Below are 25,564 nucleotides of genomic sequence, written 5' to 3'. Positions count from 1 at the left end.
CGGCGCCTCGGCCGGCTCCTCCTCGGCCGGGCCCCCTCGGCCGAACCCTCCTCAGCCGGCCAGGCCGCGGCGGGTCAGCAGCGGCCCGATCTCCGGAGCCCGTCCCCGGAAGCCCTCGAAGGCCGCGAGCGAGTCGACGCTGCCGCCACGCGAGAGCAGTTCGCGCCGGAAGGTGTCGCCGTTCTCCCGCCGCATGCCGCCGTTCTCCTTGAACCACTCGACGGTGTCGGCGTCCAGTACCTCACTCCAGATGTAGGAGTAGTAACCGGCGCTGTAGCCGTGGGCGAAGATGTGCGCGAAGTAGGTGGTGCGGTAGCGCGGCGGGATCGCCGGCAGGGCGAGCCCCGCCTCCTTCAGCGCGGCCGCCTCGAACTCCTCGGCGTCGCCCGGGTCGTGGCCGGCCGGGATGGAGTGCCAGGCCCAGTCGAGCACGGCCGCCGCCAGGTACTCCACCGTGCGGTAGCCCTGTCCGAAGCGCTCGGCGGCCTCCATGCGGGCCACCAGGTCCGCGGGCATCGGCTCGCCGGTCTCGTGGTGGTGTGCGTAGTGGGCCAGCACCTGCGGCCAGGTCGCCCACATCTCGTTGACCTGGGAGGGGTATTCGACGAAGTCGCGCGGGACGGCGGTGCCGGAGAAGAAGGGGTACCGGACGTCGGAGAGCAGCCCGTGCAGGGCGTGGCCGAACTCGTGGAAGAGGGTGTGGACCTCGTCGAAGGTGAGCAGCGCCGGTTCCCCCGCGGCGGGCTTGGTGATGTTGAGGTTGTTGACGACCACGGGCTTGCGGCCGAACAGGTGCGACTGCTTGACCAGGCTGTTCATCCAGGCGCCGCCGCGCTTGGAGGCGCGGGCGAAGAAGTCGCCGAGGTAGAGGCCGAACGGAGTGCCGTCGGCGTCGGAGACCTCGAAGACCCGTACGTCGGGGTGGTAGCCGCGCAGGTCGGGGCGCTCGGTGAAGCTCAGCCCGTAGACCTGGCCCGCGGCGTGGAAGACGCCGTCCTTCAGCACCCGGTCGAGCTCGAAGTACGGACGCATCTCGGCGGCGTCGATGTCGTAATCGGCCTTGCGGACCTTCTCCGACCAGTACGACCAGTCCCATGCGGCGAAGTCCGCCAGGCCGGAGGCGGCGGCCAGAGCGGCGGCCTCGCGCTCGGCGTTGGCGACGGCGGCCGGGACGAGACGGGCCAGCAGGGTCGTGACCGCCTCGGTGCTGCCCGCGGTCTGGTCGGCGACGACGTACGCGGCGTGCGAGGGGTACCCCAGCAGTGCGGCGCGATCGGCCCGCAGCCGGGCGAGCCTCACCACCAGGGCGCGGTTGCTGGTGAGGCCGCGGCCCAGGGATGCCTCCAGGAGCCGGCGGCGCAGGACGCGGTCCTCCAGGGACGCCAGTTCGGTCTGGTTGGAGAAGTTCTTCAGGCTCAGCACATAGCGGCCGTCGTGGCCGAGGGCGGTGGCGTTGGCCGCGGCCGAGGCGATGGCGTCCGCGGACAGGCCGGCGAGTTCGTCCGCGCTGTCCAGGACGATCGCGGCGCCCTTGGTGTCGGCGAAGAGGTTCTGCTCGAAGGCGGTCGAGGCCTCGGCGATCTCGCCGTTCAGCTCGCGCAGCCGCTCGCGGCCCTCGGCGGTGAGTTCGGCCCCGGCGCGGACGAAGCGGGTGTGGTACCGCTCCAGCAACCGCAAAGACTCCGCGTCCAGGCCGAGTTCGTGCCGGGTGTCGTGGAGCGCCTTGACCCGCGCGAAGAGGTCCGGGTCGAGGTGGATGGCGTCGGCGTGCGCGGCGAGCTCGGTGTTGACGCGCGCCTCGATCTCCTGCACGGTCTTGCTGGTGTCGGCCGCGGTGCGGTTGAAGAAGACGCTCGAGACGCGGCCCAGCAGGTCGCCGGAGCGCTCCAGGGCGACGATCGTGTTCTCGAAGCCCGGCGGCTCCGGGTCCGCGGCGACGGCCCGCGCCTCGGCGAGTTGCTCGGCCATGCCCTGCTCGAAGGCCGGAAGATAGTGCTCGTCCCGGATGTCGGCGAACGGCGGCAGCTCGTAGGGGAGGGTGCTCGGGCTGAGGAAGGGATTCGTCGAGGTCACGCGCTCGACCCTACGCCTGCCGCATTCCGGGCGGACGAGACCTTTCGTAGGATGGCCGGGTGACAGCCCCCCGTACGGACAACCGGGTCCGGCGCGGCAACGAGACCCGCCGCCTGGTCCTGAGCCGCACCACGGCCCTCGCCTCGGTCGAGGGCCTCGAAGGGCTGTCCCTGGGCCGGCTGGCGGCCGAACTCGGGCTGAGCAAGAGCGGGGTGTTCGCCCTCTTCGGCTCCAAGGAGGAACTGCAACTGGCCACCGTCCGGGCGGCCCGCGAGCTGTACGTCGACCATGTGGTGCGGCCCCCGCGCGAACTGCCCCCCGGTATCGCCCGGGTGTGGCGGCTGTGCGAGGCATGGCTGGAGTACTCCCGCAGCCGGGTGTTCCCCGGCGGATGCTTCTTCCTCGCCGTCGCGGCCGAGTTCGACGCGCGGACCGGTCCGGTCCACGACCTGGTCGCCGACGCCCGCCTGGAGTGGATCACCTACGTCGAGATCACCCTGGAGAAGGCCCGCCGGACAGGGCAGTTGCGGGCCGATCTGGATGTGCCTCTGCTGGCCTTCGAGCTCATCGCGCTGATGGAGTCCGGCAATCTGCAGTCGGTGCTCTTCGACGACTCCTCCGCGTACACCCGGGCGGGCACCGCCATCCTCGCGCGACTGCGCGCCGCCGCCTCGGCGGAAGCGCCGCCCCTGCCCGCCAGGTTCGGGAACTGAGGGCACTTCCTGCCTACGTCGGGGCGGCGTCGCGGTGGGCGTCGCGGTCGGCGTTTCGCACACCGTCGCGGCCCCCTCCGCCGGACGGGTGTCCGATCATCACCCCCTCAGCCAGGTTTGTCACCGTTACGCGGGCTTCGCGTAACAGCTGATCAACAGGCCCTTTCACCGGTCATCCCATGTCGTTGACCCGGCGAGGCTGACCGCTCGAAGCCAGCGCGAGGAGGTGTGTGTGAGATGACGGATCGGACCCTCTGGTCGTACGCCGAGATCGCCGCTCACATCGGGGTCCAGGTCGACACGGTGCGCTCGTACCGGAAACACGGGCACCTGCCGCCGCCCGACGTCGTGGAGGCCGGCAAACCCTTCTGGTACGCGGACACCATCCGCCTGTGGAGCTCCCGGCGGCCGGGCAACAGGGGCCGCCGGGAGCTCGGCTGACGCTCAGCCGGTGGCGGCGGGCTCCGGGTCCCGCGCGGGCTCCTCCCGCGGCGGGGCCCCGGCCGGCCCCTCCCCCTCGCTCAGCCCGAAGCGGCAGTGCAGCCGCTTGAGCGGCCCGGGGGCCCACCAGGTCGCCCGTCCCGTCAGCCGCATCACGGCCGGGACGAGCAGCGTGCGCACGACCATCGCGTCCATCAGCACGGCCAGCGCGATCCCCAGGCCCAGCATCTTGGTGTTGGCGACCCGCGAGGTGCCGATGGCCACCATCACCACCGCCAGGATCACCGCGGCCGCGGTGATGAGCCCGCCGGTGCGGCGCACCCCGAAGACCACGGACGACCGGTGGTCACCGGTGTGGTCGTACTCCTCCTTGATGCGCGACAGGAGGAAGACGCCGTAGTCCATCGACAGCCCGAAGGCCACACAGAACATCAGCACCGGCAGGGTGGTCTCGATGCTCCCGGTCGCGGTGAAGTCCAGCACCCCCGACAGGTGGCCGTCCTGGAAGACCCACACCACCGCGCCGAACATCGCGGTCAGGCTCAGTGCGTTGAGCAGCACCGCCTGCAAGGGTATGACCACGGATCCGGTGAGCAGGAAGACCAGCAGCAAAGTGACCGCCGCGATCATCCCCGCCGCCAACGGCAGACGGTCCGCGATGACGTCCTTGGTGTCCACCAGTTGGGCGGCCGTACCGGTCGCCGAGGTCTTGAAGGGGGCGTGCACCGCCCTGACCCTGCCGACCAGGTCCTGCCCGGCCGCGTCCACCGCGGCCGCCTTCGGCAGCACCGTCAGATAGGCCGCGCCGCCGGCCTGGCGGGCCGCCTCGGCCGGGCCGGGCGCCGCGCTGCGCTCGCCGGCCGTGTACTGCCCGGCGGGGCCGTCGACGACGACCACTCCGGGCAGTTCGGACAGCCGGCTGCTGTAGGCGCCGAGCTGGGCGGCGGTGGGGCTGCCCTCGGCGAGCACGGTGATCTCGTCGCCCGGGTTGCCCGGGAAGTCGTCGCGGATGTGCTGCTGCACGACGTGGGCCTCGGCCGTCGCCGGGAGCTGGCGGTCGTCCGCCGTGCCGAACTGCACTTGCAGGAAGGGGACTCCCAGCAGCACCAGTCCCGCGATCGTGCCGACCGCGAAGAGCGGCGCCCGGCGCATCACCAGGGTGGCGAGCCGCGCGTACCCGGCGCCGGGCTCCCGTGCGGCCCGCCTGCGCGGCAGGATCCTGCGCAGGTCGAGCGCGTTGACCCGGTGCCCCAGCAGCACCAGCGCCGCCGGCAGGATCACCAGGGCGGCACCCGCCGCCAGCAGCACCACCGCGATGCCCGCGTAGGCGAACGAGCGCAGGAAGTACTGGGGGAACAGGAACATCGCCGCCAGGGCGGCGGCCACGGTGAGCGCCGAGAAGAGCACCGTGCGGCCGGCCGTACGGAGCGTCGCGCCCACCGCGGCCCTCGGGTCGGCCCCGGCGTCCAGTTCCTCCCGGAAGCGCCGCACGATGAACAGCGCGTAGTCGATGGCCAGTCCGAGCCCCAGGGCGGTGGTGAGGTTCTGGGCGAAGATCGAGACGTCCGTGAAGGCGGTGATGCCGCGCAGTACGGCGTTGGTGCCCAGGATCGCGACGATGCCGACACCGAGCGGCAGCATCGCCGCCACGGCGCTGCCGAAGACCATCACGAGCAGCAGCAGGGTCACGGGCAGCGCGATGATCTCGGCGCGGGCCAGATCGTCCTGGATGGTGGTCTGCAACTCGTGCCGGAAGGCGGCCATCCCGCCGACCCTGACCTCCACCGGGCCGTGCTCCCCGCGGTATTCGGGGGCGAGGCGCTCGACGGTGGCGGCTATCGCGTCGTCGTCGCCGGCGATGCGGGCGGCGATCATGGCCTCGCCGCCGTCCTCGGCGCGCAGGGCGGGCGCCGAGGTGGTCCAGTAGGAGGTGACACCGCTGATGTCCTTGTCCGCGGCGAGCCTGCGGCCGAGTTCACGGCCTTCGGCGGCCACGGCCGGGGAGTCCACCCCGGCCCCGCGGCTGTCGACGAGGAGGATCAGATTGGGCTGGGAGTCCGGGAAGTACTTCTCCAGGGCCGCGCCGGCGTACGTCGACTCGGAGCCGGGCGCTTCCCAGCCTCCGCTGCGCAGCCGCTCCGCGACCCCGCTGCCCGCGACCACGGCGAGAGCGGTGAACAGCAGCGCGAGGAGCAGGGTGAGCACCGGCCGGGCGGTCGTCGCCCGGGTCCAGCCCCCTGGCGGGCGCCCGCGGTTGACATCGGACATGACAGAGGTGTCCCCTCCCATGGAGAACAGCCGTAAACTGGCCAACACGAGCGATCACTCGCGTTTCTTCAGAATGCGAGCGGCCACTCGCGTTTGTCAACAGTGATTGGGGAGTACACGTGCCCGAGGAGCAGAGACCGCGCCGCCGTCAGGCGCGCGGGGAACGGCGCGTGGCACAGCTGCTGGAGGCCGCCGCGGACGTCTTCCGCAAGGTGGGCTACACGGCGGCGAGCACGAACGCCATCGCGCGTGAGGCGGGTGTGTCACCCGGCACGCTCTACCAGTTCTTCCCCAACAAGGAAGCCATCGCCATCGAGCTGGGCAGCGCCCTCAACCTGCGGATGCGCGAGGCCCACGGCGAGCTGTTCACGCCGGAGAACGCCTCGCTGCCGCTGCGCGAGATGCTCGACGTGATCGTCGATCCGATAATCGACTTCAACTGCGAGAACCCGGCCTTCCTCGCCCTCGTCCACGACAGCGACATCCCGGGGACGGTCGCCTCGGAGCACGACGCCCTGCACGGCTCCCTGCTGGAGCGGGTCGAGACGCTGCTCGGCCTGCGCGCCCCGGACCTGTCCCCGGCGGAGCGGACGCAGGTCGCGGCCATGGCCTTCGGCCTGTTCAAGGCGGGCCTCGCCTTGGCCGTCGGGCACGAGGGCACGGAGCGGGACGCCTACACCGGCGAGCTGAAGAACGCCTTGTTCGGCTACCTCGCGCCGCGCGTCGGCACCGGACCCGTCGATGTGACGGCGGCGGCCGCGGCGGCCGGGCTCAGCGGTACGCCCGACGCGAGCACCGGCGCGGCCCCGGCCGGCTGAACCACCGGGCGGCGCCCGGCGGCTCAGGAACTCACGGTGCCCCGGCGTCCCGCACCCGGCCCGGTCCCGCCGGTCGCCCCGCGCCCGCCCTTCGCGCCGAGCCCCTCCTCGTCACTGACGCGCGGCCCGGGAGGGGCCGTCCCTCCGGACGCCACCACCCGCCCGGCGACGGCGGCGTTCTCGGCGGCCGCGCGGCGACCGGACACCACCTGAGCCAGGCTGCCGATCCCGGCCACCAGCAGCGAGACACCGAGCCCGAGCCCGACCGCGTACAGGGAGTTGGACATGGCCAGCCCGCCGAAGTAGCCGAGCCCCACGGAGTAGGTCGCCCACACCCCTTCGGCCACGCCCGCGCCGATGAGATAGCGCCGCGCCGGGTAGCGGACGATCCCGGCGGCCAGCCCGCCGATCACCCGCCCGCTGGGCAGGAATCGCACGCCGATCACGAAGGGCACGCCATGGCGCTGTATGCGGGTGCTCGCCCACTCCAGCAAGGCACGCCGCCGGGGCCTTCGGTACAGACGCGTCAGGACGCTGCCGCTCACCGCCCGGCCGGTCCGGTGGATCACCATGTCGCCGAGGACGGCACTGCCCGCGACCACCAGCAGCACCAGCCCGATGTCCAGCCGCCCTTGGGCCGCCAGCACTCCGCCGGTCACCAGCAGCGCGGCATTGGGCACCAGCGGGGGTGCGGTCGTGGCCGCGAGCACCCCGTACGCCCACAGGACGTGACCGTCGCGCAGGTAGCCGTCGAGGCCCGCGGTGAAGTCAAGGGCCGACATAAATCGTGAAACGTCCATACGGCCGCCCCTCTTCCCGCCGGACCCGGTTTTCGCCCCGCCCTGTCCCGGTTCCACGCTGGCAGCACCGCTCAGGCGGGGGCAACCCGGTTTCACCGGGATCGGGGGGCTTCCCGGGGTTTTCCGGGGGGGAGCGTCATCCTCAGGGAGGGGGTACGGCGTCCGGCTCCCACCAGGGGAGTACGGGCGGCGGCGCGTGGCTCAACGGCCGAGCAGTTCTCCGCCGTTGCACTGCAGGATCTCGCCGGTGATGAAGCCGGCCTCCTGGGAGGCCAGGAAGACCACCGCCGCGGCGACGTCGTCGGGGCGCCCCACGCGGCCGACGAGGGTGCGCCCGGCCCGCCGGGTCAGCTCGGCGGCGTCCAGCCGCGCGCCGAAGAACTCGGTGCCCGCCACCGTGCCCGGGGCGACGATGTTGCAGGTCACGCCGAGCGGGCCGAGCTGGGCCGCCAGGGAGTGGTTCCAGGCGTGCAGGGCGGCCTTGGAGGCACCGTAGGAGCCCCCGCCGCGCAGCGCGGCCACCGAGGTCACGGTGATCACCCGGCCGCCCTCGGGCAGCCGGTCCCGCAAGGATTCGGTCACCAGGACCGCGGTCAGCACATTGCGCTCGAAGTCGCCGCGCCAGCGGGCCAGGACGCCGTGCGGACCGGCGCCGATCGCCAGTTCCCGGCTGCCCGCGTTGTTGACCAGAACGTCCACGCGCCGGGGCAGCCGCGCGAGCGCCGCCTCGACGTCGTCGGGGTCGGCGAGGTCGCAGGCGACGGGGGTGACGTCGAAGCCGTGCTCGGTGCGCAGTTCCTCCGCGGTGGCCCGCAGCACCTCGCGGCGCCGGCCCACGATCGTCACGTGGTCGCCGGCCTCGGCGAACCTCGTGGTCACCGACCGGCCGATGCCCGTTCCCCCGCCGGTCACCACGACGTTCCGGCCCACACTTGCGTTCTGCGACATCACGCTCCGCCCCTCAAGGTGGGACAGCACGTTACGGGACGGGGCCCGCGCGACCGACACGGGGGTCGTTCCTGATGCGGATGGCGTAGAAAGACGTAGGCGAGAGCTAGATCACACTGGCTGGAACGTAACCTTTTGGTTTACCTGGGGGTCTAACCGCGAGAAGACACCGGGCTCCCGGCGGACTCGGTGAGATGATGAGCGGGTTGTCTTTGGGGGACAGCCCGGTCGTCACGCCTGGACGCACTGCCCGGAGAGCTTTGAGCGGCCCTCCCGGGCGGCGCGCTCCGGTGAGGCGAACGCACCCAAAGAACGCCCGGTACGGACCCGTGGGGGGATCCGCTCCGGGAAACGGGAGCGCCCCGTGTCGAACCCGTGGGGGGATTCGGCGCGGGGCGTTTCTCTTTGCTCCGGCATGCCCCGGCGCCCCGCCGGAGCGGGACGCCGGAGGCGCGGGATCAGCGGCTCTCGACCGGCACGTAGTCGCGCTCGACGACGCCCGTGTAGACCTGGCGCGGGCGGCCGATGCGGGAACCGGGCTCGGTGATCATCTCGTGCCACTGGGCGATCCAGCCGGGGAGCCGGCCGAGCGCGAAGAGCACGGTGAACATCGTGGACGGGAAGCCCATGGCCCGGTAGATCAGGCCGGTGTAGAAGTCCACGTTCGGGTAGAGGTTGCGCGAGACGAAGTAGTCGTCGCTGAGCGCGTGCTCCTCCAGCTTCAGGGCGATGTCCAGCAGCTCGTCGGACTTGCCCAGGGCGGACAGGACGTCGTGCGCCGCGGCCTTGATGATCTTCGCCCGGGGGTCGAAGCTCTTGTAGACCCGGTGGCCGAAGCCCATGAGGCGGACGCCGTCCTCCTTGTTCTTCACCTTGCGGATGAAGGCGTCCACGTCGCCGCCGTCGGCCTGGATGGCCTCCAGCATCTCCAGCACGCTCTGGTTGGCGCCGCCGTGCAGCGGGCCCCACAGGGCGTTGATGCCCGCGGAGATCGACGCGAAGAGGTTGGCCTGGGAGGAGCCGACCAGGCGGACGGTGGAGGTGGAGCAGTTCTGCTCGTGGTCCGCGTGCAGGATCAGCAGCTTGTCCAGGGCGTCGACGACGACCGGGTTGAGCTCGTACTCCTCCGCGGGGACCGCGAAGGTCATGCGCAGGAAGTTCTCGACGTAGCCGAGGTCGTTGCGCGGGTAGACGAAGGGGTGGCCGATCGACTTCTTGTACGCGTACGCGGCGATCGTCGGCAGCTTGGCGATGAGCCGGATAGTCGAGAGGTAGCGCTGCTTCTCGTCGAACGGGTTGTGGCTGTCCTGGTAGAACGTGGACAGCGCGCTGACCACGGAGGACAGCATGGCCATCGGGTGGGCGTCGCGCGGGAAGCCCTGGAAGAACCGTTTCACGTCCTCGTGCAGCAACGTGTGCTGGGTGATGTCGCCCCGGAAGCCGGCGAGCTCGTCAACGGTCGGGAGCTCACCGTTGATCAGGAGGTACGCGGTCTCCAGGAAGCTGCCACGCTCGGCGACCTGCTCGATGGGGTAACCGCGGTAGCGGAGGATGCCCTGCTCGCCGTCGAGGTAGGTGATCGCGGACTTGTAGGCCGCGGTGTTGCCGTAGCCGCTGTCCACGGTGACCAGGCCGGTATCGGCGCGGAGCCTGCCGATGTCGAAGCCGTCGTCCCCAACGGTGCCCTCGATCACCGGGTAGCTGTACTCGCTGTCCCCGTACCGCAGTACTACAGAGTTGTCGCTCACGTCATTCCCTCACCGACGTCGTGCCTCTTCTTCGAGGTTTCGAGGTGCCCTGACCTACCCCTACTGTCCCCCATTTGGCGTGGCCACGTGCACTCGGGGTCGGCCATAGGACCGAAAGGTGGCACCCAGTGCCTATTTTGCCGCCAGGGACAGCCGGTGGTCGAGAGCCGTGAAGCGCCTGCCTGCGGAGACGGTGCGGACCGCCTGCCCGATGGCCTTGCGCGAGCCCACGAGCACGACCAGGCGTTTCGCCCGGGTTACGGCCGTGTAGAGCAGGTTGCGCTGGAGCATCATCCACGCCCCGGTGGTGACCGGGATCACTACGGCGGGATACTCGCTCCCCTGCGAGCGGTGGATGGTCACCGCGTACGCGTGGGCGAGCTCGTCGAGTTCGTCGAAGCCGTAGGGGATCTCCTCGTCCTCGTCGGTCAGCACCGTGAGCCGCTGCTCCACGGTGTCCAGGGAGGTGACCACCCCCACAGTGCCGTTGAAGACGCCGTTCGCGCCCTTCTCGTAGTTGTTCCTGATCTGGGTGACCTTGTCGCCGACGCGGAAGGTGCGGCCGCCGAAGCGGCGCTCGGGCAGATCGGGGCGGGCGGGGGTCACCGCCTGCTGGAGCAGTCCGTTGAGGACGCCCGCGCCGGCCGGCCCGCGGTGCATCGGGGCCAGCACCTGGACGTCGCGGCGCGGGTCGAGGCCGAATCTGCGCGGGATGCGATGGGCGGCCACGTCCACGGTGAGCCGGGCCGTCTCCTCGCCGTCGTCCTCCACGAAGAGGAAGAAGTCGTCGAGCCCCTGAGTCAGCGGCGGGACGCCGGAATTGATGCGGTGCGCGTTGGTCACCACCCCGGACTCCTGCGCCTGCCGGAAGATCCTGGTCAGCCGCACCGAGGGGACCGGGCCCCGCTCGTCCAGCAGGTCGCGCAGCACCTCGCCGGCGCCGACACTGGGCAGCTGGTCGACATCGCCGACGAAGAGCAGATGGGCCCCCGGCGGCACGGCCTTGACCAGCTTGTTGGCCAGCAGCAGGTCCAGCATGGAGGCCTCGTCGACGACTACGAGATCGGCCTCCAGCGGCCGGTCGCGGTCGTAGGCGGCATCCCCGCCGGGCTTGAGCTCCAGCAGTCGGTGCACGGTGGACGCCTCGGCCCCGGTCAGCTCCGCCAGCCGCTTGGCGGCCCGCCCGGTCGGCGCGGCCAGGACGACCTTGGCCTTCTTGGCCTGCGCCAGGGCCACCACGGAGCGCACCGTGAACGACTTGCCGCAGCCCGGCCCGCCGGTCAGCACCGCCACCTTCTCGGTCAGCGCCAGGCGCACCGCCTGCTGCTGCTCGGGGGCGAGGTCCGCGCCGGTGCGCTCGGCGAGCCAGGCCAGCGCCTTGTCCCAGTCCACGTCGCGGAAGGCGGGCATCCGGTCCTCCGGGCCGCGCAGCAGCCGCAGCAACGAGCCCGCCAGCGAGATCTCGGCCCGGTGGAAGGGCACCAGGTAGACGGCCCGCACGGACTCCCCGCCGTCCGGGCCGGGCACGGGCTCGATCACCACTCCCTCCTCCGCCGCCAGTTCGGCCAGGCAGTCGATGACCAGCCCGATGTCGACCTGGAGCAGCTTCACGGCGTCGGAGAGCAACTGCTCCTCCGGCAGGAAGCAGTTCCCGTTGTCGGTGGCCTGGGACAGGGCGTACTGCAGCCCGGCCTTCACGCGCTCCGGGCTGTCGTGCGGGATGCCGACCGCGCGGGCGATGCGGTCCGCGGTGAGGAAGCCGATGCCCCATACGTCGGCGGCCAGCCGGTAGGGCTGGTTCTTCACCACGGAGATCGAGGCGTCCCCGTACTCCTTGTAGATCCGCACCGCGATGGAGGTGGACACCTCGACGCTCTGGAGGAAGACCATGACCTCCTTGATGGCCTTCTGCTCCTCCCAGGCGGCGCCGATCAGCCGGGTGCGCTTGGGGCCGAGGCCGGGGACCTCCACGAGGCGGGCCGGCTCGCGTTCGATGACGTCCAGGGTGGCGGTGCCGAAGTGCTCCACGATCCGCTCGGCGATCCGCGGGCCGATGCCCTTGATGAGCCCTGAGCCGAGGTAGCGGCGGATGCCCTGGATCGTGGCGGGCAGCACGGTCGTGTAGTTCTCCACCGTGAACTGACGGCCGTACTGCGGGTGGGAGCCCCAGCGGCCCTGCATGCGGAGCGACTCGCCGGGCTGCGCGCCGAGCAGGGAGCCGACCACGGTGAGCAGATCGCCGCCGCGGCCGGTGTCGACACGGGCGACGGTGTAGCCGTTCTCCTCGTTGGCGTACGTGATGCGTTCCAGGACACCCGTCACCTCGGCCGGCGCGGGGCGGTGTGACTCTCGCGACTGCCGCACCTCGCCACCCCCCGCGGAAGCCTCGCCGGCGTCCCTCGCGGAGCGGGTCGCGGGCACGGGCGCGGACAGGGGTGCCGGCCCCGACAATTGCCCCGATTCCCCCATGACACGGGCCTCCTCCCCCGTCCGGCGATGCGATCCGGTGCTGTGATCCGAAGGTACCGTCCCGCGCCGACAGCACCGCCGGGCCTGTGGACAACTCCACCTCCACGGGGACCTGGAATGTAACGATCCGGTTTCGTGCTCTTGTCGTGGCGCATGTAATCGTTTCCAATCCTCCTTGTAATCGATTCCACGAGGAGGTGGGACGGTGGCGAGCATCAAGGACGTGGCATCCCGCGCCGGCGTATCCGTCGCGACGGTGTCCCGCGTGCTCAACGACCACCCCGCGGTCCGCCCGGACACCCGCACCCGGGTGCTCGAGGCCGTGGCCGAACTCGGCTACCGCCCCAACGGGGTGGCCCGGTCGCTGCGGACCGATCAGACGCGGACGCTCGGACTGGTCATCAGCGACGTGCTGAACCCGTTCTTCACCGAGCTGGCCCGCTCCGTCGAGGACGAGGCCCGGGCGCTCGGCTACAGCGTGATCATCGGCAACGCCGACGAGCGGCCGGACCAGCAGGACCACCACATCCGCACGCTCTTGGACCGCCGCATCGACGGGCTGCTGGTCAGCCCCACAGACGGCGGCTCGCCGCTGATCATGGACGCGGTGCTCGCCGGCACCCCCATGGTCTTCGTCGACCGGTGGATCCCCGGCATCGGCAACGACGTGCCCGTGGTCCGCACCGACGGCTGCGACGCGGTCCGCGACCTGGTCGCCCACCTGCACGCCCTCGGGCACCGCCGGCTGGCGATCATCTCGGGCCCGGCCGCGACCACCACCGGCCGCGAGCGCGTGCGGGCCTTCCGCGACGCGCTCGAGGCATTCGGCCTCGCCCTGCCCGGTGACTACATCGGGCAGGGCGATTTCCAAGCGGACAGCGGCCGCCGGGCCACCGCCCGCTTCCTGGACCTTCCGGTCCCGCCGGACGCGGTCTTCGCCGCGGACAACCTCATGGCGCTCGGCGCCATGGACGAGATCCGCGCCCGCGGCCTGCGCGTGCCGGAGGACATCGCGCTCGCCGCGTTCGACGACATCCCGTGGTTCGTCCACACCGATCCGCCGATCACGGCGATAGCCCAGCCCACGGGCGAGCTCGGCCGGGCGGCCGTGCGCTCGCTGATCGACCGGGTGGAAGGCAGACCGGCGCCGTCGGTCACCGTCTCCGCCCGCCTCGTAGTGCGCCGTTCCACCGGCGCGTCCGAAGGGAGCCCCCGTTGAGCACGACCAGCCCCGAGATCCTCCGCATGGAGGGAGTCCGCAAGGTCTTCCCCGGCGTGGTCGCCCTCGACGGCGTCGATTTCGACCTGCACGGCGGCGAGGTGCATGTCCTGCTCGGCGAGAACGGCGCGGGCAAGAGCACCCTGATCAAGATGCTGTCCGGCGCCAACCGCCCGGACGGAGGGCGCCTGCTCGTGGACGGCCAGGAGGTCCGCATCCACGGCGCACAGGACGCGGAACGGCTCGGCATCGCCACCATCTACCAGGAGTTCAACCTCGTCCCCACGTTCAGCGTGGCCGAGAACATCTTCCTGGGACGCCAGCCGCGCCGCTTCGGCCTGCTGGACCGCAAGAAGATGAACACCGACGCCGCCGCGCTGCTGGAGCGCGTCGGGGTGGCCGTCGACCCGCGCACCCCGGTGGGAGAGCTGGGCATCGCCCGCCTGCAGATGGTGGAGATCGCCAAGGCGCTCAGCCTGGACGCCCGGGTGCTGATCATGGACGAGCCGACCGCGGTCCTCACCAGCGAGGAGGTCGAGAAGCTCTTCGCCATCGTGCGCCAGCTGCGCGCGGACGGCGTCGGCATCGTCTTCATCACCCACCACCTGGAGGAGATCGCCGCGCTCGGCGACCGCGTGACGGTCCTGCGCGACGGGCGCAGCGTCGCCCAGGTCCCCGCCTCCACGCCCGAGGACGAGCTGGTCCGGCTCATGGTCGGACGCAGCATCGACCAGCAGTACCCGCGCGAGCGCACCGACGCCGGCGCCCCGCTGCTGAAGGTCGAGGGCCTCACCCGCGGCGGCGTCTTCCAGGACGTGAGCTTCGAGGTGCGGGCCGGCGAGGTGGTCGGCCTGGCCGGGCTCGTCGGCGCCGGGCGCACCGAGGTCGTGCGCGCGGTCTTCGGCGCCGACCCCTACGACTCCGGGACCGTCGAGGTGCTCGGGAAGCGGCTGCGCCGGCACGACGTCAACGCCGCCATGGACGCGGGCATCGGCCTGGTGCCCGAGGACCGCAAGGGCCAGGGCCTGGTCCTGGACGCCAGCGTCCAGGAGAACCTGGGCCTGGTCACCCTCGGTCGCGCCACCCGCGCCGGTTTCATCGACCGGGCGGGCCAGCGCAAGGACGCCGACCGCATCTCGGGGCAGCTCAAGGTGCGCATGGCCGGCCTCCAGCAGCACGTCCGCACCTTGTCCGGCGGCAACCAGCAGAAGGTCGTCATCGGCAAGTGGCTGCTGGCCGACACCAAGGTGCTGATCCTCGACGAGCCCACCCGAGGCATCGACGTCGGCGCCAAGGTGGAGATCTACCAGCTCGTCAACCAGCTCACGGCCTCCGGCCACGCCGTGCTGATGATCTCCAGCGACCTCCCCGAGGTGCTGGGCATGAGCGACCGCGTCCTGGTGATGTCCCAGGGCCGGATCGCCGGCGAACTCCCCGCGGACCGGGCGACCCAGGACTCCATCATGGCCCTCGCCGTCGGCTCGGGCACCGCGGACAACGACAACGGCAACACCACTGCGACGAAGAAGGATGTGGAGGGCTCCCGTGGCCACTGACACGCTCAAGAAGACTACGGACACGGGCGGCGTCGCCGCGGCTCGCCGCGTGCTCCTCAACAACGGCGCCCTCAGCGCCCTGGTCGTCCTGCTCGTGGCGCTGTCGTTCATGTCGGGCGACTTCCTGAGCACGCAGAACCTGCTCAATGTCGGCGTCCAGGCGGCCGTCGTGGCGATCCTCGCCTTCGGCTCCACCTTTGTGATCGTCGCGGCCGGCATCGACCTGTCGGTCGGCTCCGTCGCGGCGCTCTCGGCGACGGTGCTGGCCTGGAGCGCGAGCTCGGCAGGGCTGCCGGTGTGGCTGGCGGTCGTGCTCTCCGTGGCCACCGGTGTGGCCAGTGGCCTGCTCAGCGGCCTGCTGATCTCCTTCGGCAAGCTGCCGCCCTTCATCGCCACCCTGGCGATGCTCTCCATCGGCCGCGGCCTGACCCTGGTCATCTCCCAGGGCAGCCCGATCGCCTTCCCCGACTCCGTCTCCCACCTCGGCGACACCATAGGCGGCTGGCTGCCCGTGCCCGTCCTGGTGATGATCGTCGCGGGCGTCGCCACGGCCGTGATCCTGGGCCGCACCTACATGGGCCGCGCCATGTACGCGATCGGCGGAAACGAGGAGGCGGCCCGCCTCTCCGGCATCCGCGTCAAGCGGCAGAAGCTCGTCATCTACGGCCTGTCCGGCCTCTTCGCGGCCGTCGCGGGCATCGTCCTGGCCTCCCGGCTCGCCTCGGCGCAGCCGCAGGCGGCCTACGGCTACGAACTGGACGCCATCGCGGCGGTCGTCATCGGCGGCGCCAGCCTCTCCGGCGGCGTCGGCAAGGCCTCCGGAACCCTGATCGGCGCGCTGATCCTCGCCGTGCTGCGCAACGGCCTGAACCTACTGTCGGTCTCCGCCTTCTGGCAGCAGGTCGTGATCGGCGTCGTCATCGCCCTGGCGGTCCTCCTGGACACGCTGCGCCGCCGCGGCTGACGCCGCGCCCCGCACTACCGCACCTCCGCACACCAGCCTCATCACACCCGCAAGGAACCACCGATGCGTATCAAGAAGATCACGGTCACCGTCGTCGCCGTCAGCGCCCTCGCCCTCACCGCCGCCGCGTGCAACTCCGGCTCCGGCTCGTCCTCCGGCACCAAGGTCGGCCTGTCGGTCTCCACCCTCAACAACCCCTTCTTCGTCCAGCTCAAGGCGGGCGCCCAGGCCGAGGCGAAGAAGGAGGGCGTGAGCCTGACCGTGACCGACGCGCAGAACGACGCGTCGCAGCAGGCGAACCAGCTGCAGAACTTCACCAGCCAGAACGTGAAGGCGATCATCGTCAACCCGGTGGACTCCGACGCGGCCGGCCCGTCGGTCAAGGCCGCCAACAAGGCGAACATCCCCGTCGTCGCCGCCGACCGCGGCGTCAACAACGCGGACCTCGCGACCACCGTCGCCTCCGACAACGTCGAGGGCGGCCGGCTGGCCGCCAAGACGCTGGCCGATTCCCTGGGCGGCAAGGGCACCGTGGTCGTCCTCCAGGGCACCGCGGGCACCTCCGCCGCCAATGAGCGCGGCCAGGGCTTCAACGAGGGCATCAAGGCCTACCCCGGCATCAAGGTGGTGGCCCAGCAGGCCGCCGACTTCGACCGCACCAAGGGCCTGGACGTCATGACCAACCTGCTGCAGGCGCACTCCGACGTCACCGGCGTCTTCGCCCAGAACGACGAGATGGCCCTCGGCGCCATCAAGGCGCTCGGCTCCAAGGCCGGCAAGACCGTCAAGGTGGTCGGCTTCGACGGCACCCCCGACGGCCTCACCGCGGTCAAGGCGGGCACGCTCACCGCGTCCGTGGCCCAGCAGCCCAGCGAACTGGGCAAGCTGGCCGTGCAGAACGCCGTGAAGGCCGCCAAGGGCGACAAGCTCCCGACCCTGGTGAAGGTGCCGGTCAAGGTCGTCACGGAGAAGAACGTCGCGGGCTTCACGTCCTGACGCGACGCACCGTTACGGCCGAATCCGCGAAGGGAACACGAAGATGCACGGCTACGACCTGCTGGTCGTAGGGTCGGCCAACGCCGACCTGGTGATCCACGTCGACCGGCGCCCGGCGGCGGGCGAGACCGTCCTCGGCTCCGACCTGGCCACCCACCCGGGTGGCAAGGGCGCCAACCAGGCCGTCGCCGCGGCCCGCCTGGGCGCGCGCACGGCACTGCTGGCGCGGGTCGGCGACGACGCGCACGGGCGGCTGCTGACCGGGTCGCTGAGATCGGCCGGCGTCGACACCTCCGGCATCCTGATCGGCGACACCCCCACCGGGGTCGCGCTGATCACGGTGGACCCCTCCGGGGACAACAGCATCGTCGTCTCGCCGGGCGCCAACGGGCGTCTGGGGACGGCCGATGTGGCGGGGGCGCACGAGCTGCTGGCCGCCGCCCCCGTGGTGTCGCTGCAGCTGGAGATCCCGGCCGCGACCGTGGCCGCCGTCGTGGCGGCGGCCGCGGAGGCCGGGACGCGGGTGGTGCTCAACCCGTCGCCGCCGGCGGCGCTGCCGACGAAGGTGCTGGAGGGCTGCGATCCGCTCGTGGTCAACGAGCACGAGGCGCGCTTCCTGCTCGGCGAGGACGCCGGGGCCACCCCCGAGGAGTGGGCGCGGGCACTGCTCGCCCTCGGGCCGCGCTCGGTGGTCGTCACCCTGGGCGCCGGAGGCGCCCTCGCGGCGACCGCAGACGGTGCGGTGCACGTGCCCAGCGTGCGTGTGGAGGCCGTCGACACCACGGGGGCCGGTGACGCGTTCACCGGGGCGCTGGCCTGGCGGCTGGGCGCCGGCGACGACCTGGAGACCGCCGTGCGGTTCGCGGTGCGCGTCGGCGCCGTGGCCGTGACCAAGGCGGGCGCGCAGGAGTCCTTCCCCACCCTCGACGAGACGGAACAGCTGTGAAGAAGTCCGGAATCCTCAATCGCCACCTGGCGGGCGCGCTCGCCGCGCTCGGCCACACCGATCTCGTCGTCGTCTGCGACGCGGGCCTGCCGATACCGCCCGGCCCCGTCGTCGTCGATCTGGCCTTCCGCGCCGGGACGCCCACGTTCGCCGAGGTGCTGGACGGGCTGCGCGAAGAGCTGGTGATCGAGGGCGCCGTCGCCGCCGAGGAGGTGCGCGACCACAACCCCGAGGTCACCACGCAGCTCCAGGAGGCCTTCCCGGACCTGGAGCTGGTCTCCCACGAGGACTTCAAGGCCCGCACCCACCAGGCCAGGCTCTTCGTCCGCACCGGGGAGGCACGCCCGTACGCGAACGTCATCCTGCGCTGCGGTGTCCCCTTCTGAGCGGCGTACATCCGGTACATCCGTCCGGATGCGGTCGGCGGGCCTCGCGGGCGTTTCGCAACTAACGTCCGGAACATGAGCGATCGACCGCTGAAGGACGAGGTGCTGGAGGAGCTGGGCGAGGACCGGCTCCGCGAGATCGCCGCGCTGCTCGGTGCCGACGCCGACGAGACGCGGCAGGTCGTGGGTGGTTCTGTGGCCTCGGTCACAGGTGTGCTGACCGACGACGCGGTGACCCCCGGCGGCACGGCCGAACTGTGCCAGGCCATGGAGCAGGCCGCGAACGAGACCGAACCGCTGCCGGCCGCGGCCGTCGGCTTCGCCGGCGTGCGGGGCGGGGCGAAGGGCGGGAGCGGCGGTGACGCCCTCGCGGCGGTCCTGGCGAAGGTCGCGGCTCCTGCGGCGCGGGCGGTGGCCAAGCGGACCGGGCTGCCGGTGGAAGCGGTCGCCGGAGCACTGGAGTTGATCATCCCGGTGATCGCGGCGGTGCTGGCCCGACGGGCGCGCGAGAAGCGCTGACCCCCTCGGGGACTCGTGGTGTGTGCGGGGGCCGAACGCCCCCGTGAAAGGCGTAAGGGGTCCGGCTCAGCCGGACCCCTTAAGCGTTCCCCTCCCTCTGCGTGGCACCCCGAGCCCCCTCCAGGTGCCGCGCTCTCCCCCTCACTCAAGACCCGTACGAGGCCCCCCTCAGGGTCTTGACGCTAAATAGACCCGCGAGGCCGGGGGATGGTTGTACGCCCGCGGGAAGAAATTTCAAGGTTTTCCGATCGCTTGCCGAAGCCCGTTTCACAGCACGTGGACGCGGTATCTTGCGATGGTTTCGTCCAGTACGCCCCTGCCGTCACGGGCCCAGAGCGCCGGGTTGAAGATCTCGACCTCGACGGGCCCGGCGAATCCGGCGGCGTCCACCCGTTCGCGGAACCCGCGCAGATCGACACAGCCGTCGCCGAGTTGCCCGCGTCCCAGCAGCACCCCTTCGGGCAGCGGCGTGATCCAGTCGGCGACCTGGAAGCAGGCGAGGCGGCCGCCGGCTCCCGCCCGCGCGATGTCCAGGCCGGCGCGGTCGTCCCACCACAGGTGGTAGGTGTCCACGACGACGCCGACCTGATCGGCGGGGAAGCGCTCGGCGATGTCCAGGGCCTGGGCGAGGGTCGACACGACGCAGCGGTCCGAGGCGTACATCGGGTGCAGCGGCTCGATCGCGAGACGGACACCCCGCTCGCTCGCGTACGGGGCGAGTTCGGCCACCGCGTCGGCGACGCGCTCACGGGCCGCGGCGAGGTCGCGTTCACCGGCCGGCAGGCCGCCGGAGACCAGTACGAGCGTGCCGGTGCCCAGGATCGCGGCCTCGTCCACCGCCGCGCGGTTGTCGGCGATCGCGGCGGCCCGCTCCCCGCGGTCGGAGGCGGTGAAGAAGCCGCCGCGGCACAGCGAGGTGACCGTGAGTCCCGCGTCGCGGACGAGCTTCGCGGCGGCTTCCACGCCGTACTCCCTGACCGGTTCGCGCCACAGCCCGACGCCCGGTACGCCCAGCGCGACCAGGCTCTCGGCCAGTTCGGGAAGGGCGAGTTGGCGCACGGTCTCCTGGTTGACGCTGAGCCGGGCGAGATCGTCCGGGGGTCGATTGTCAGTACCCACTGTCACACTCCGTACACGGAGAGAAAGTTCCGCATGCGGGACTCGGCGAGCACCGGGTCGGGGAACAGGCCGATGCGGTCGGCCAGTTCGTACGCGCGGGCCAGATGGGGGAGGGAGCGTGCGGAATGGAGACCATCGAGCATGGTGAAGTGCGACTGGTGGCCGGCCAGCCAGGCGAGCAGGACGACGCCGGTCTTGTAGTGACGGGTGGGCGGTCCGAAGAGGTGCCGGGACAGCTCGACCGTCGGGTCGAGCAGGGAGCGGAAGGCGGCCGTGTCACCGCGGTCCAGCGCGTGGAGGGCGTGGGCGGCCACGGGCGCGAGCGGGTCGAGGATGCCGAGGAGGGCGTGGCTGAAGCCTTGGTCGTCCCCGGCGATCAGCCCGGGGTAGTGGAAGTCGTCGCCGGTGTAACAGCGCACGCCGTCCGGGAGAAGGCGGCGCAGCCCGATCTCGCGTTCCGCGTCGAGCAGGGAGATCTTGACGCCGTCGACCTTGCCGGGATGCGCCGCGACCAGTTCCAGGAAGGTGTGGGTGGCGGCGTCCAGGCCGGTGCTGCCCCAGTAGCCCTCCAGCGCCGGGTCGAACATCGGCCCGAGCCAGTGCAGGACGACGGGCTGCGCGGCCTGCCGCAGGAGATGGCCGTACACCTCCAGATAGTCCTCGGGTCCCTTGGCGACCGCGGCGAGGGCGCGGGAGGCCATCAGCACGGGCCGGCCGCCGGCGTCCTCGGCGAGCGCGAGCTGCTCCTCGTAGGCCCTGCGGACGTCGTCCAGGCTGTAGGGGTAGCCGATCTCGGTCACGGGGAGCTGGTCGGTGCCCACACCGCACACGATGCGGCCGCCGGACGCCCGGGCCTCGGCGCAGGAGCGGCGGATGAGCTCGGCCGCGGCCGCCCAGTCCAGGCCGGAGCCGCGCTGGGCGGTGTCCATCGCCTCGGCCACCCCGAGTCCGTGGGACCACAGGTGGCGGCGGAAGGCGAGGGTCGCGTCCCAGTCGACGGCCGCCGGCCGGCCGGTTGCGGTGCGGAAGGGGTCCGCGACGACGTGTGCCGCCGCGTACGCCGCGCGGCTGCGCGACGGGGCCGCGCCGGCCGGGACGGAGAAGTGACCGGCGGGCGCGGTGCGCGGCTGATACGGCCGCAACTCCCCCGATTCGTCCGGGAGGTGGATGGTCGTCACAGGGACAGCTCCGGTACGTCGAGACGGCGGCCCTCGGCCGAGGACCGCAGGGCCAGTTCGGCGAGCTGCACCCCGCGGGCGCCGGCCAGCAGGTCCCAGGACCAGGGCTCGTCGAGGAAGACGTGGCGCAGGAAGAGTTCCCACTGTGCCCGGAAGCCACCCGCGAAGCCCCGGTCACCGGTGTTGTCCGGGACCTGCTGCCACTGGTCGCGGAAGACCTCGGTGGCGGGTGCGTCGGGGTTCCAGACCGGCTTCGGGGTGGCGGAGCGGTGCTGCGCGCGGCAGTTGCGCAGGCCCGCGACGGCCGAGCCCTCGGTGCCGTCCACCTGGAACTCCACCAGCTCGTCGCGGTCGACACGGACGGTCCAGGAGGAGTTGATCTGGGCGACCACGCCGCCCTCCAGCTCGAAGATGCCGTAGGCCGCGTCGTCGGCGGTGGCGTCGTAGGGCTTGCCCCGCTCGTCCCAGCGCTGCGGGACGTGGGTGGTGGCGAGCGCCTGCACCGTCAGGATCCGGCCGAACAGCTCGTGGAGGACGTAGTCCCAGTGCGGGAACATGTCGGCCACGATGCCGCCGCCGTCCTCGGCGCGGTAGTTCCAGGACGGACGCTGCGCGGACTGCCAGTCGCCCTCGAAGACCCAGTAGCCGAACTCGCCGCGCACGGACAGGACGCGGCCGAAGAAACCGCCGTCGAGGAGGCGCTTGAGTTTGAGGAGACCCGGGAGGAAGAGCTTGTCCTGGACGACGCCGTGCCGGACGCCTGCGGCGGTGGCCAGCCGGGCGAGTTCCAGCGCGCCCGCCGACCCGGTGGCGCTGGGCTTCTCCGTGTAGACGTGCTTTCCCGCGGCGATGGCCTTCCTGACCGACTCCTCGCGCACGGCGGTGGTCTGGGCGTCGAAGTAGATGTCGACGGCCGGGTCGGTGAGCACCGCGTCCAGGTCGGTGAAGACCAGGGCCGGGTCCAGGCCGTGCCGTTCGGCGATGGCGCGCAGCGCGTCCTCGCGGCGGCCGACGAGGACGGGTTCGGGCCACAGCACGGTGCCGTCGCCGAGGTCGAGACCGCCCTGCTCACGCAGGGCGAGGAGGGAGCCTACGAGGTGCTGGCGGTAGCCCATGCGGCCGGTGACGCCGTTCATGGCGATCCGCACTGTCCTGCGGGTCACGGGGAGTTCCTCTCTCCGGCGGCGGTCCGCCGAGGGCGGCAACGAACGACAGCAAGCGCTTTCCCGTTCTCACGCTAGCCATCGCCACGACAATCGACAAGAAGCACCACCTTCCGACAGACAGCGCTTGCCGTCCTCCGGACCGGGACGGACCCGCTCCCCGTACGGCCACGAAGTGAGAGCATGTGCCGCCACGGGCGCAGGGCCCGGGGGCGGACCGACCCGGAGGAAGCAGAAGCATGGCAGTGACCCTGGCCCACGTCGCGGCGCACGCCGGAGTGTCCGCCGCAACCGTGTCGCGCGTGCTGAACGGCAACTACCCGGTCGCCGGGAACACCCGCGAGCGGGTCCTGCGGGCGGTGGACGACCTGGACTACGTCGTCAACGGCCACGCCCGCGCGCTCGCCGCCGCCACCTCCGACCTGGTCGGCGTGCTCGTCAACGACGTCGCCGACCCCTTCTTCGGGCTGATCGCCAGCGCCGTCCAGGGCGAGATCAGCGGCGGCCCGGAGGCCCCCGCCGCGATGTCCGCGGGCGCCGGGAAGCTCGCCGTCGTCTGCAACACCGGGGGCTCGCCCGAGGCGGAGCTCAACTACCTGACCCTGCTCGAACGGCAGCGCGCGGCCGGGGTCGTGCTCACCGGCGGCGCCGTGGAGGGCACCGAGCACTCCGCCGCCGTGGCCGGCAGGCTGTCCAGGCTCGCCGCCTCCGGCACGCGGATCGTCCTGTGTGGCAGGCCTCCACTGCCCGAACTCGCCGCACTCCCCGGCGCCGCGGGCGACGCCGTGGTGACCGTGGCCTTCGACAACCGCGGCGGCGCGCAGCGGCTCACCGAGCACCTGCTCGCCCTCGGCCACCGCACCATCGGCTACGTCGCGGGCCCCGCCGACCGCACCACCACGCGGCACCGGCTGGAGGGCCACCGCGCGGCCCTCGCGGACGCCGGTCTCGCCGGCTCCGCCGCGGAGCTCGACCGCCTCACCGTGCACGGCTACTACGACCGTTCCTCCGGATACGACGCCGCTCACGAACTGCTGCGCCGCGAGCCCCGTCTCACCGCGGTCCTCGCCGCCAACGACAGCGTCGCACTGGGCGTCTGCGCCGCCCTGCGCGAGCGCGGGCTGCGCATCCCGGAGGACGTCTCCGTGGCCGGTTACGACGACCTGCCCTTCAGCGCCGACGCCTCTCCCGCGCTCACCACCGTGCGGATCCCGCTCCAGGAGGCCGGGGCCCGGGCCGGACGGCTGGTCATGGGGCGTCAGTCGCCTCCGCCCGGGGGGCTTGCGACGGTCCGCACGGAGCTCATGGTGCGGGCCTCGACCGCGCCACCGCGAAAGGACGCGTAGCGGCCGGCCCAGAGCGGACGCGGCGGCGTACCGCACGAACCTGGCGGAGTACCGCGCGGCGACTTATCTTTGACTGGGTCAAAGATTTTCCGCGGGGAGAGGCACGAAACACCGTGACCGTTCAGGAGATCAGGGCGTTCAACCGCTTCTACACCAATCTCATCGGGGCGCTGGACTACAGCCGCCATCTGCACACCCCGTACACGCTCACCGAGGCCCGCGTCCTGTACGAACTCGCCCACGCCGACGGGCTCGACGCCGCCGATCTGCGGGCGGCGCTTTCCGTGGACGCCGGCCAGCTCAGCCGCATGCTCGCGGCCTTCGAGCGGCGCGGGCTGGTGACCCGGACGGCCTCGGAGCGGGACGCCCGGCGGCAGCGCGTGGAGCTGACACCGGACGGCCGGGCGGCGGCCGGGCTGCTGGAGGAACGCTCGCGCGAGGCGGTCTCGTCCATGGTGGGCGGGCTGGCCCCGCGCGACCGCGAGCGGCTGACCGGCGCCATGCGCACGGTCCGCGAGGTCCTCGACGGCACCTCCGCGCCCGCACCCGCACCCGTACCCACCCCGCGAGCCGAACGGGTCCGGCTGCGCGGGCTGCGCCCGGGCGATCTGGGCTGGGTGGTGCAGCGCAACGCCGAGGTCTACGCCGAGGAGTTCGGGTGGAACGCCGAGTACGAGACGCTCGTCGCCCGGATCGTCGCCGACGGACACGCGCGGGCGTGGATCGCCGAACTGGACGGCGAACGGGCCGGCTGCGTCTTCTGCGTACGCGACGAGGCACCCGGCACGGCCCGGCTGCGCCTGCTGCTGGTGGATCCGGCGGCCCGGGGCCACGGCATCGGCCGGGCCCTGGTCGACGCCTGCGTGCTGTACGCCCGCGAGGCCGGTCACCGCGAGCTGGTGCTGTGGACGAACGACGTGCTGACCTCGGCCCGCCGGATCTACCAGGCGGCCGGATTCGAGCTGACCGGGCAGAAGCCGCACCACAGCTTCGGCAAGGATCTCGTCGGGCAGGACTGGCGACTGGTGCTGTAACGTCCGGAAAGTGAAGCTCGCGTTCTCGACCCTCGGCGTGCCCGGGCTGCCCATGGCGGACGTGGCCCAGTTGGCGGCCGAGCACGGCTGGCACGGCGTGGAGCTGCGAGCCGGTCACGACGAGCCGGTGCACGCCGGCCTGACGGAGCGCGAGCGGGCCTCGGTGCGCGAGGAGTTCGGCTCCGCGGGGATCGCGATCGTCGCGGTCGCCTCCTATGTGCAGGTGGCCGCACCCGGCGATGACGAACCCGTGCTGCGCGCGCTGCGCGACCACGTACGGCTCGCCGCGGGCCTCGGGGCGCCGCATCTGCGGGTGTTCCCCGGCGCGGGGAACGGGTCGCAGCCGGACACCGCGGACACCCGCGCGGCCCGCCGCCTGGCCGCCGTGGCGCCGGAGGCGGCGGACCTGGGCGTACGCATGCTGCTGGAGACCCACGACTCGCACCGCACCGGCGCGGACGTGGCCCGGATCCTCGGCTTGGTGGGCCATCACAGCGCGGGCGCACTCTGGGACGTGCTGCACCCGTGGATCGCCGGGGAACAGCCGGAGTACACCTACCCGGTGCTGGCGCCGTACCTGGGCTACGTCCAGGTCAAGGACGTCTCCTCGGCGCAGGACACCACCCCGGTGCCGCTCGGCCACGGCACGGTCCCGCTCGCCGGGACGGTGGAGGTGCTCAGCCGGGCGGGCTGGGACGGCTGGCTGTGCTGGGAGTACGAGCGCCGCTGGTATCCGCAGGTGCGGGCGCTGCCGGAGCTGCTGTCGCGGGGCCGCTCCCATCTGCTGGGCCTGCTCGGCGAATCCGCCTGATCCCGCCACCGCCCGGTCGCGGGCGAGAGGCCGCGGCGCGAGTGGCCCG

General features: G+C 72.1%; 20 protein-coding genes and 2 pseudogenes. 13 read left to right on the top strand and 9 right to left on the bottom strand.

Features of this window, described 5'->3' with window-relative positions; genetic code table 11:
* Positions 1 to 51: 51 nt before the first annotated feature.
* Entirely contained in the window at positions 52 to 2,073 is a 2,022-nt protein-coding gene (locus ACFWVC_RS02290) for a M3 family metallopeptidase (protein ID WP_384274440.1), read from the bottom strand.
* A gap of 59 nt (positions 2,074 to 2,132) precedes the next feature.
* Between ACFWVC_RS02290 and ACFWVC_RS02285 the strand changes: the two genes are divergently transcribed.
* Positions 2,133 to 2,786: a TetR/AcrR family transcriptional regulator gene (locus ACFWVC_RS02285; protein WP_384274434.1), complete on the top strand. Its 654-nt coding sequence runs from the start codon at positions 2,133 to 2,135 to the stop codon at positions 2,784 to 2,786.
* 237 nt (positions 2,787 to 3,023) lie between these two features.
* Entirely contained in the window at positions 3,024 to 3,227 is a 204-nt protein-coding gene (locus ACFWVC_RS02280) for a MarR family transcriptional regulator (protein ID WP_319661490.1), read from the top strand.
* Between the two features lie 3 nt (positions 3,228 to 3,230).
* Here the strand turns inward: ACFWVC_RS02280 and ACFWVC_RS02275 are convergent, their stop codons facing one another.
* Complete coding sequence (locus ACFWVC_RS02275) at positions 3,231 to 5,495, bottom strand: MMPL family transporter (protein ID WP_384274423.1); 2,265 nt, start codon at positions 5,493 to 5,495, stop codon at positions 3,231 to 3,233.
* A 170-nt stretch (positions 5,496 to 5,665) separates the two neighbouring features.
* Here ACFWVC_RS02275 and ACFWVC_RS02270 point away from each other — a divergent pair, with 170 nt between their 5' ends.
* Positions 5,666 to 6,313, top strand: coding sequence for a TetR/AcrR family transcriptional regulator (locus tag ACFWVC_RS02270; RefSeq protein WP_384274417.1), 648 nt, complete (start codon positions 5,666 to 5,668; stop codon positions 6,311 to 6,313).
* Positions 6,314 to 6,336: 23 nt separating this feature from the next.
* Here the strand turns inward: ACFWVC_RS02270 and ACFWVC_RS02265 are convergent, their stop codons facing one another.
* From ACFWVC_RS02265 to ACFWVC_RS02250, 4 genes are all read right to left on the bottom strand, one after another.
* On the bottom strand, positions 6,337 to 7,095 hold the full coding sequence (locus tag ACFWVC_RS02265; RefSeq protein ID WP_384274410.1) for a DedA family protein: 759 nt from the start codon (positions 7,093 to 7,095) through the stop codon (positions 6,337 to 6,339).
* Positions 7,096 to 7,314: 219 nt separating this feature from the next.
* Positions 7,315 to 8,061 (bottom strand): SDR family NAD(P)-dependent oxidoreductase, encoded by a 747-nt coding sequence (locus ACFWVC_RS02260; protein ID WP_384274403.1) that lies wholly within the window; start codon positions 8,059 to 8,061, stop codon positions 7,315 to 7,317.
* 458 nt (positions 8,062 to 8,519) lie between these two features.
* A complete protein-coding gene (locus ACFWVC_RS02255; RefSeq protein ID WP_384274396.1) occupies positions 8,520 to 9,809 on the bottom strand; it encodes a citrate synthase in 1,290 nt (429 codons plus the stop codon).
* A 132-nt stretch (positions 9,810 to 9,941) separates the two neighbouring features.
* Positions 9,942 to 12,278 (bottom strand): ATP-dependent RecD-like DNA helicase, encoded by a 2,337-nt coding sequence (locus ACFWVC_RS02250; protein WP_384274388.1) that lies wholly within the window; start codon positions 12,276 to 12,278, stop codon positions 9,942 to 9,944.
* Positions 12,279 to 12,483: 205 nt separating this feature from the next.
* Here ACFWVC_RS02250 and ACFWVC_RS02245 point away from each other — a divergent pair, with 205 nt between their 5' ends.
* The 7 genes and pseudogenes from ACFWVC_RS02245 to ACFWVC_RS02215 all read left to right on the top strand — a co-directional run bounded on the left by ACFWVC_RS02245 (position 12,484) and on the right by ACFWVC_RS02215 (position 18,864).
* Entirely contained in the window at positions 12,484 to 13,497 is a 1,014-nt protein-coding gene (locus ACFWVC_RS02245) for a LacI family DNA-binding transcriptional regulator (RefSeq protein WP_384274379.1), read from the top strand.
* A gap of 26 nt (positions 13,498 to 13,523) precedes the next feature.
* Positions 13,524 to 15,053, top strand: a complete 1,530-nt coding sequence (locus ACFWVC_RS02240; RefSeq protein WP_384274988.1) for a sugar ABC transporter ATP-binding protein — start codon at positions 13,524 to 13,526, stop codon at positions 15,051 to 15,053.
* A pseudogene (locus ACFWVC_RS02235) lies at positions 15,043 to 16,011 on the top strand (ABC transporter permease); the annotation flags it as partial. The gene ACFWVC_RS02240 and the pseudogene ACFWVC_RS02235, both read left to right, overlap by 11 nt.
* 138 nt (positions 16,012 to 16,149) lie before the next feature.
* Positions 16,150 to 17,013: pseudogene (locus ACFWVC_RS02230) on the top strand (D-ribose ABC transporter substrate-binding protein); the annotation flags it as partial.
* Positions 17,014 to 17,056: 43 nt separating this feature from the next.
* Positions 17,057 to 17,959 carry a ribokinase gene (gene rbsK / locus ACFWVC_RS02225; protein WP_384274372.1) on the top strand — a complete coding sequence of 301 codons (903 nt, stop codon included), beginning with the start codon at positions 17,057 to 17,059 and terminating at the stop codon, positions 17,957 to 17,959.
* Complete coding sequence (gene rbsD / locus ACFWVC_RS02220) at positions 17,956 to 18,345, top strand: D-ribose pyranase (RefSeq protein WP_384274367.1); 390 nt, start codon at positions 17,956 to 17,958, stop codon at positions 18,343 to 18,345. The genes rbsK and rbsD overlap by 4 nt, the downstream gene beginning before the upstream one ends.
* A 75-nt stretch (positions 18,346 to 18,420) precedes the next feature.
* Positions 18,421 to 18,864 (top strand): DUF937 domain-containing protein, encoded by a 444-nt coding sequence (locus tag ACFWVC_RS02215; RefSeq protein WP_384274363.1) that lies wholly within the window; start codon positions 18,421 to 18,423, stop codon positions 18,862 to 18,864.
* Positions 18,865 to 19,131: 267 nt separating this feature from the next.
* Here ACFWVC_RS02215 and ACFWVC_RS02210 read toward each other — a convergent pair whose 3' ends face one another.
* From ACFWVC_RS02210 to ACFWVC_RS02200, 3 genes are read right to left on the bottom strand one after another with little or no spacing between them, the layout of a single operon-like run.
* Positions 19,132 to 19,983 (bottom strand): sugar phosphate isomerase/epimerase family protein, encoded by an 852-nt coding sequence (locus ACFWVC_RS02210; RefSeq protein ID WP_384274360.1) that lies wholly within the window; start codon positions 19,981 to 19,983, stop codon positions 19,132 to 19,134.
* Positions 19,984 to 19,985: 2 nt separating this feature from the next.
* A complete protein-coding gene (locus ACFWVC_RS02205) occupies positions 19,986 to 21,161 on the bottom strand; it encodes a dihydrodipicolinate synthase family protein (protein ID WP_384274357.1) in 1,176 nt (391 codons plus the stop codon).
* Positions 21,158 to 22,324 carry a Gfo/Idh/MocA family protein gene (locus ACFWVC_RS02200; protein WP_384274353.1) on the bottom strand — a complete coding sequence of 389 codons (1,167 nt, stop codon included), beginning with the start codon at positions 22,322 to 22,324 and terminating at the stop codon, positions 21,158 to 21,160. Before ACFWVC_RS02200 ends, ACFWVC_RS02205 begins: the two co-directional genes overlap by 4 nt.
* A 239-nt stretch (positions 22,325 to 22,563) precedes the next feature.
* On the opposite strand from ACFWVC_RS02200, the gene ACFWVC_RS02195 reads away from it, so the two are divergent.
* From ACFWVC_RS02195 to ACFWVC_RS02185, 3 genes are all read left to right on the top strand, one after another.
* Positions 22,564 to 23,670 carry a LacI family DNA-binding transcriptional regulator gene (locus ACFWVC_RS02195; RefSeq protein WP_384274345.1) on the top strand — a complete coding sequence of 369 codons (1,107 nt, stop codon included), beginning with the start codon at positions 22,564 to 22,566 and terminating at the stop codon, positions 23,668 to 23,670.
* A 113-nt stretch (positions 23,671 to 23,783) separates the two neighbouring features.
* Positions 23,784 to 24,704 (top strand): GNAT family N-acetyltransferase, encoded by a 921-nt coding sequence (locus ACFWVC_RS02190; protein ID WP_384274338.1) that lies wholly within the window; start codon positions 23,784 to 23,786, stop codon positions 24,702 to 24,704.
* Between the two features lie 10 nt (positions 24,705 to 24,714).
* Positions 24,715 to 25,515 carry a sugar phosphate isomerase/epimerase family protein gene (locus ACFWVC_RS02185; protein ID WP_384274330.1) on the top strand — a complete coding sequence of 267 codons (801 nt, stop codon included), beginning with the start codon at positions 24,715 to 24,717 and terminating at the stop codon, positions 25,513 to 25,515.
* Positions 25,516 to 25,564: the final 49 nt, after the last annotated feature.

It is taken from the genome of Streptomyces sp. NPDC058691 (assembly GCF_042714775.1).
Taxonomy (GTDB): Bacteria; Actinomycetota; Actinomycetes; order Streptomycetales; family Streptomycetaceae; genus Actinacidiphila.
Note: the sequence above shows the minus strand (reverse complement) of the source record. Positions and strands in the feature narration are given on the sequence as shown.

Bases quoted from the DNA above. Each gene is read 5' to 3' on its own strand.
- ACFWVC_RS02280 (WP_319661490.1), top strand. From the start codon at position 3,024: ATGACGGATCGGACCCTCTGGTCGTACGCCGAGATCGCCGCTCACATC.
- ACFWVC_RS02275 (WP_384274423.1), bottom strand. From the start codon at position 5,495: ATGTCCGATGTCAACCGCGGGCGCCCGCCAGGGGGCTGGACCCGGGCG.
- ACFWVC_RS02265 (WP_384274410.1), bottom strand. From the start codon at position 7,095: ATGTCGGCCCTTGACTTCACCGCGGGCCTCGACGGCTACCTGCGCGAC.
- ACFWVC_RS02260 (WP_384274403.1), bottom strand. From the start codon at position 8,061: ATGTCGCAGAACGCAAGTGTGGGCCGGAACGTCGTGGTGACCGGCGGG.
- ACFWVC_RS02250 (WP_384274388.1), bottom strand. From the start codon at position 12,278: ATGGGGGAATCGGGGCAATTGTCGGGGCCGGCACCCCTGTCCGCGCCC.
- ACFWVC_RS02240 (WP_384274988.1), top strand. From the start codon at position 13,524: ATGGAGGGAGTCCGCAAGGTCTTCCCCGGCGTGGTCGCCCTCGACGGC.
- rbsK (WP_384274372.1), top strand. From the start codon at position 17,057: ATGCACGGCTACGACCTGCTGGTCGTAGGGTCGGCCAACGCCGACCTG.
- ACFWVC_RS02215 (WP_384274363.1), top strand. From the start codon at position 18,421: ATGAGCGATCGACCGCTGAAGGACGAGGTGCTGGAGGAGCTGGGCGAG.
- ACFWVC_RS02195 (WP_384274345.1), top strand. From the start codon at position 22,564: ATGGCAGTGACCCTGGCCCACGTCGCGGCGCACGCCGGAGTGTCCGCC.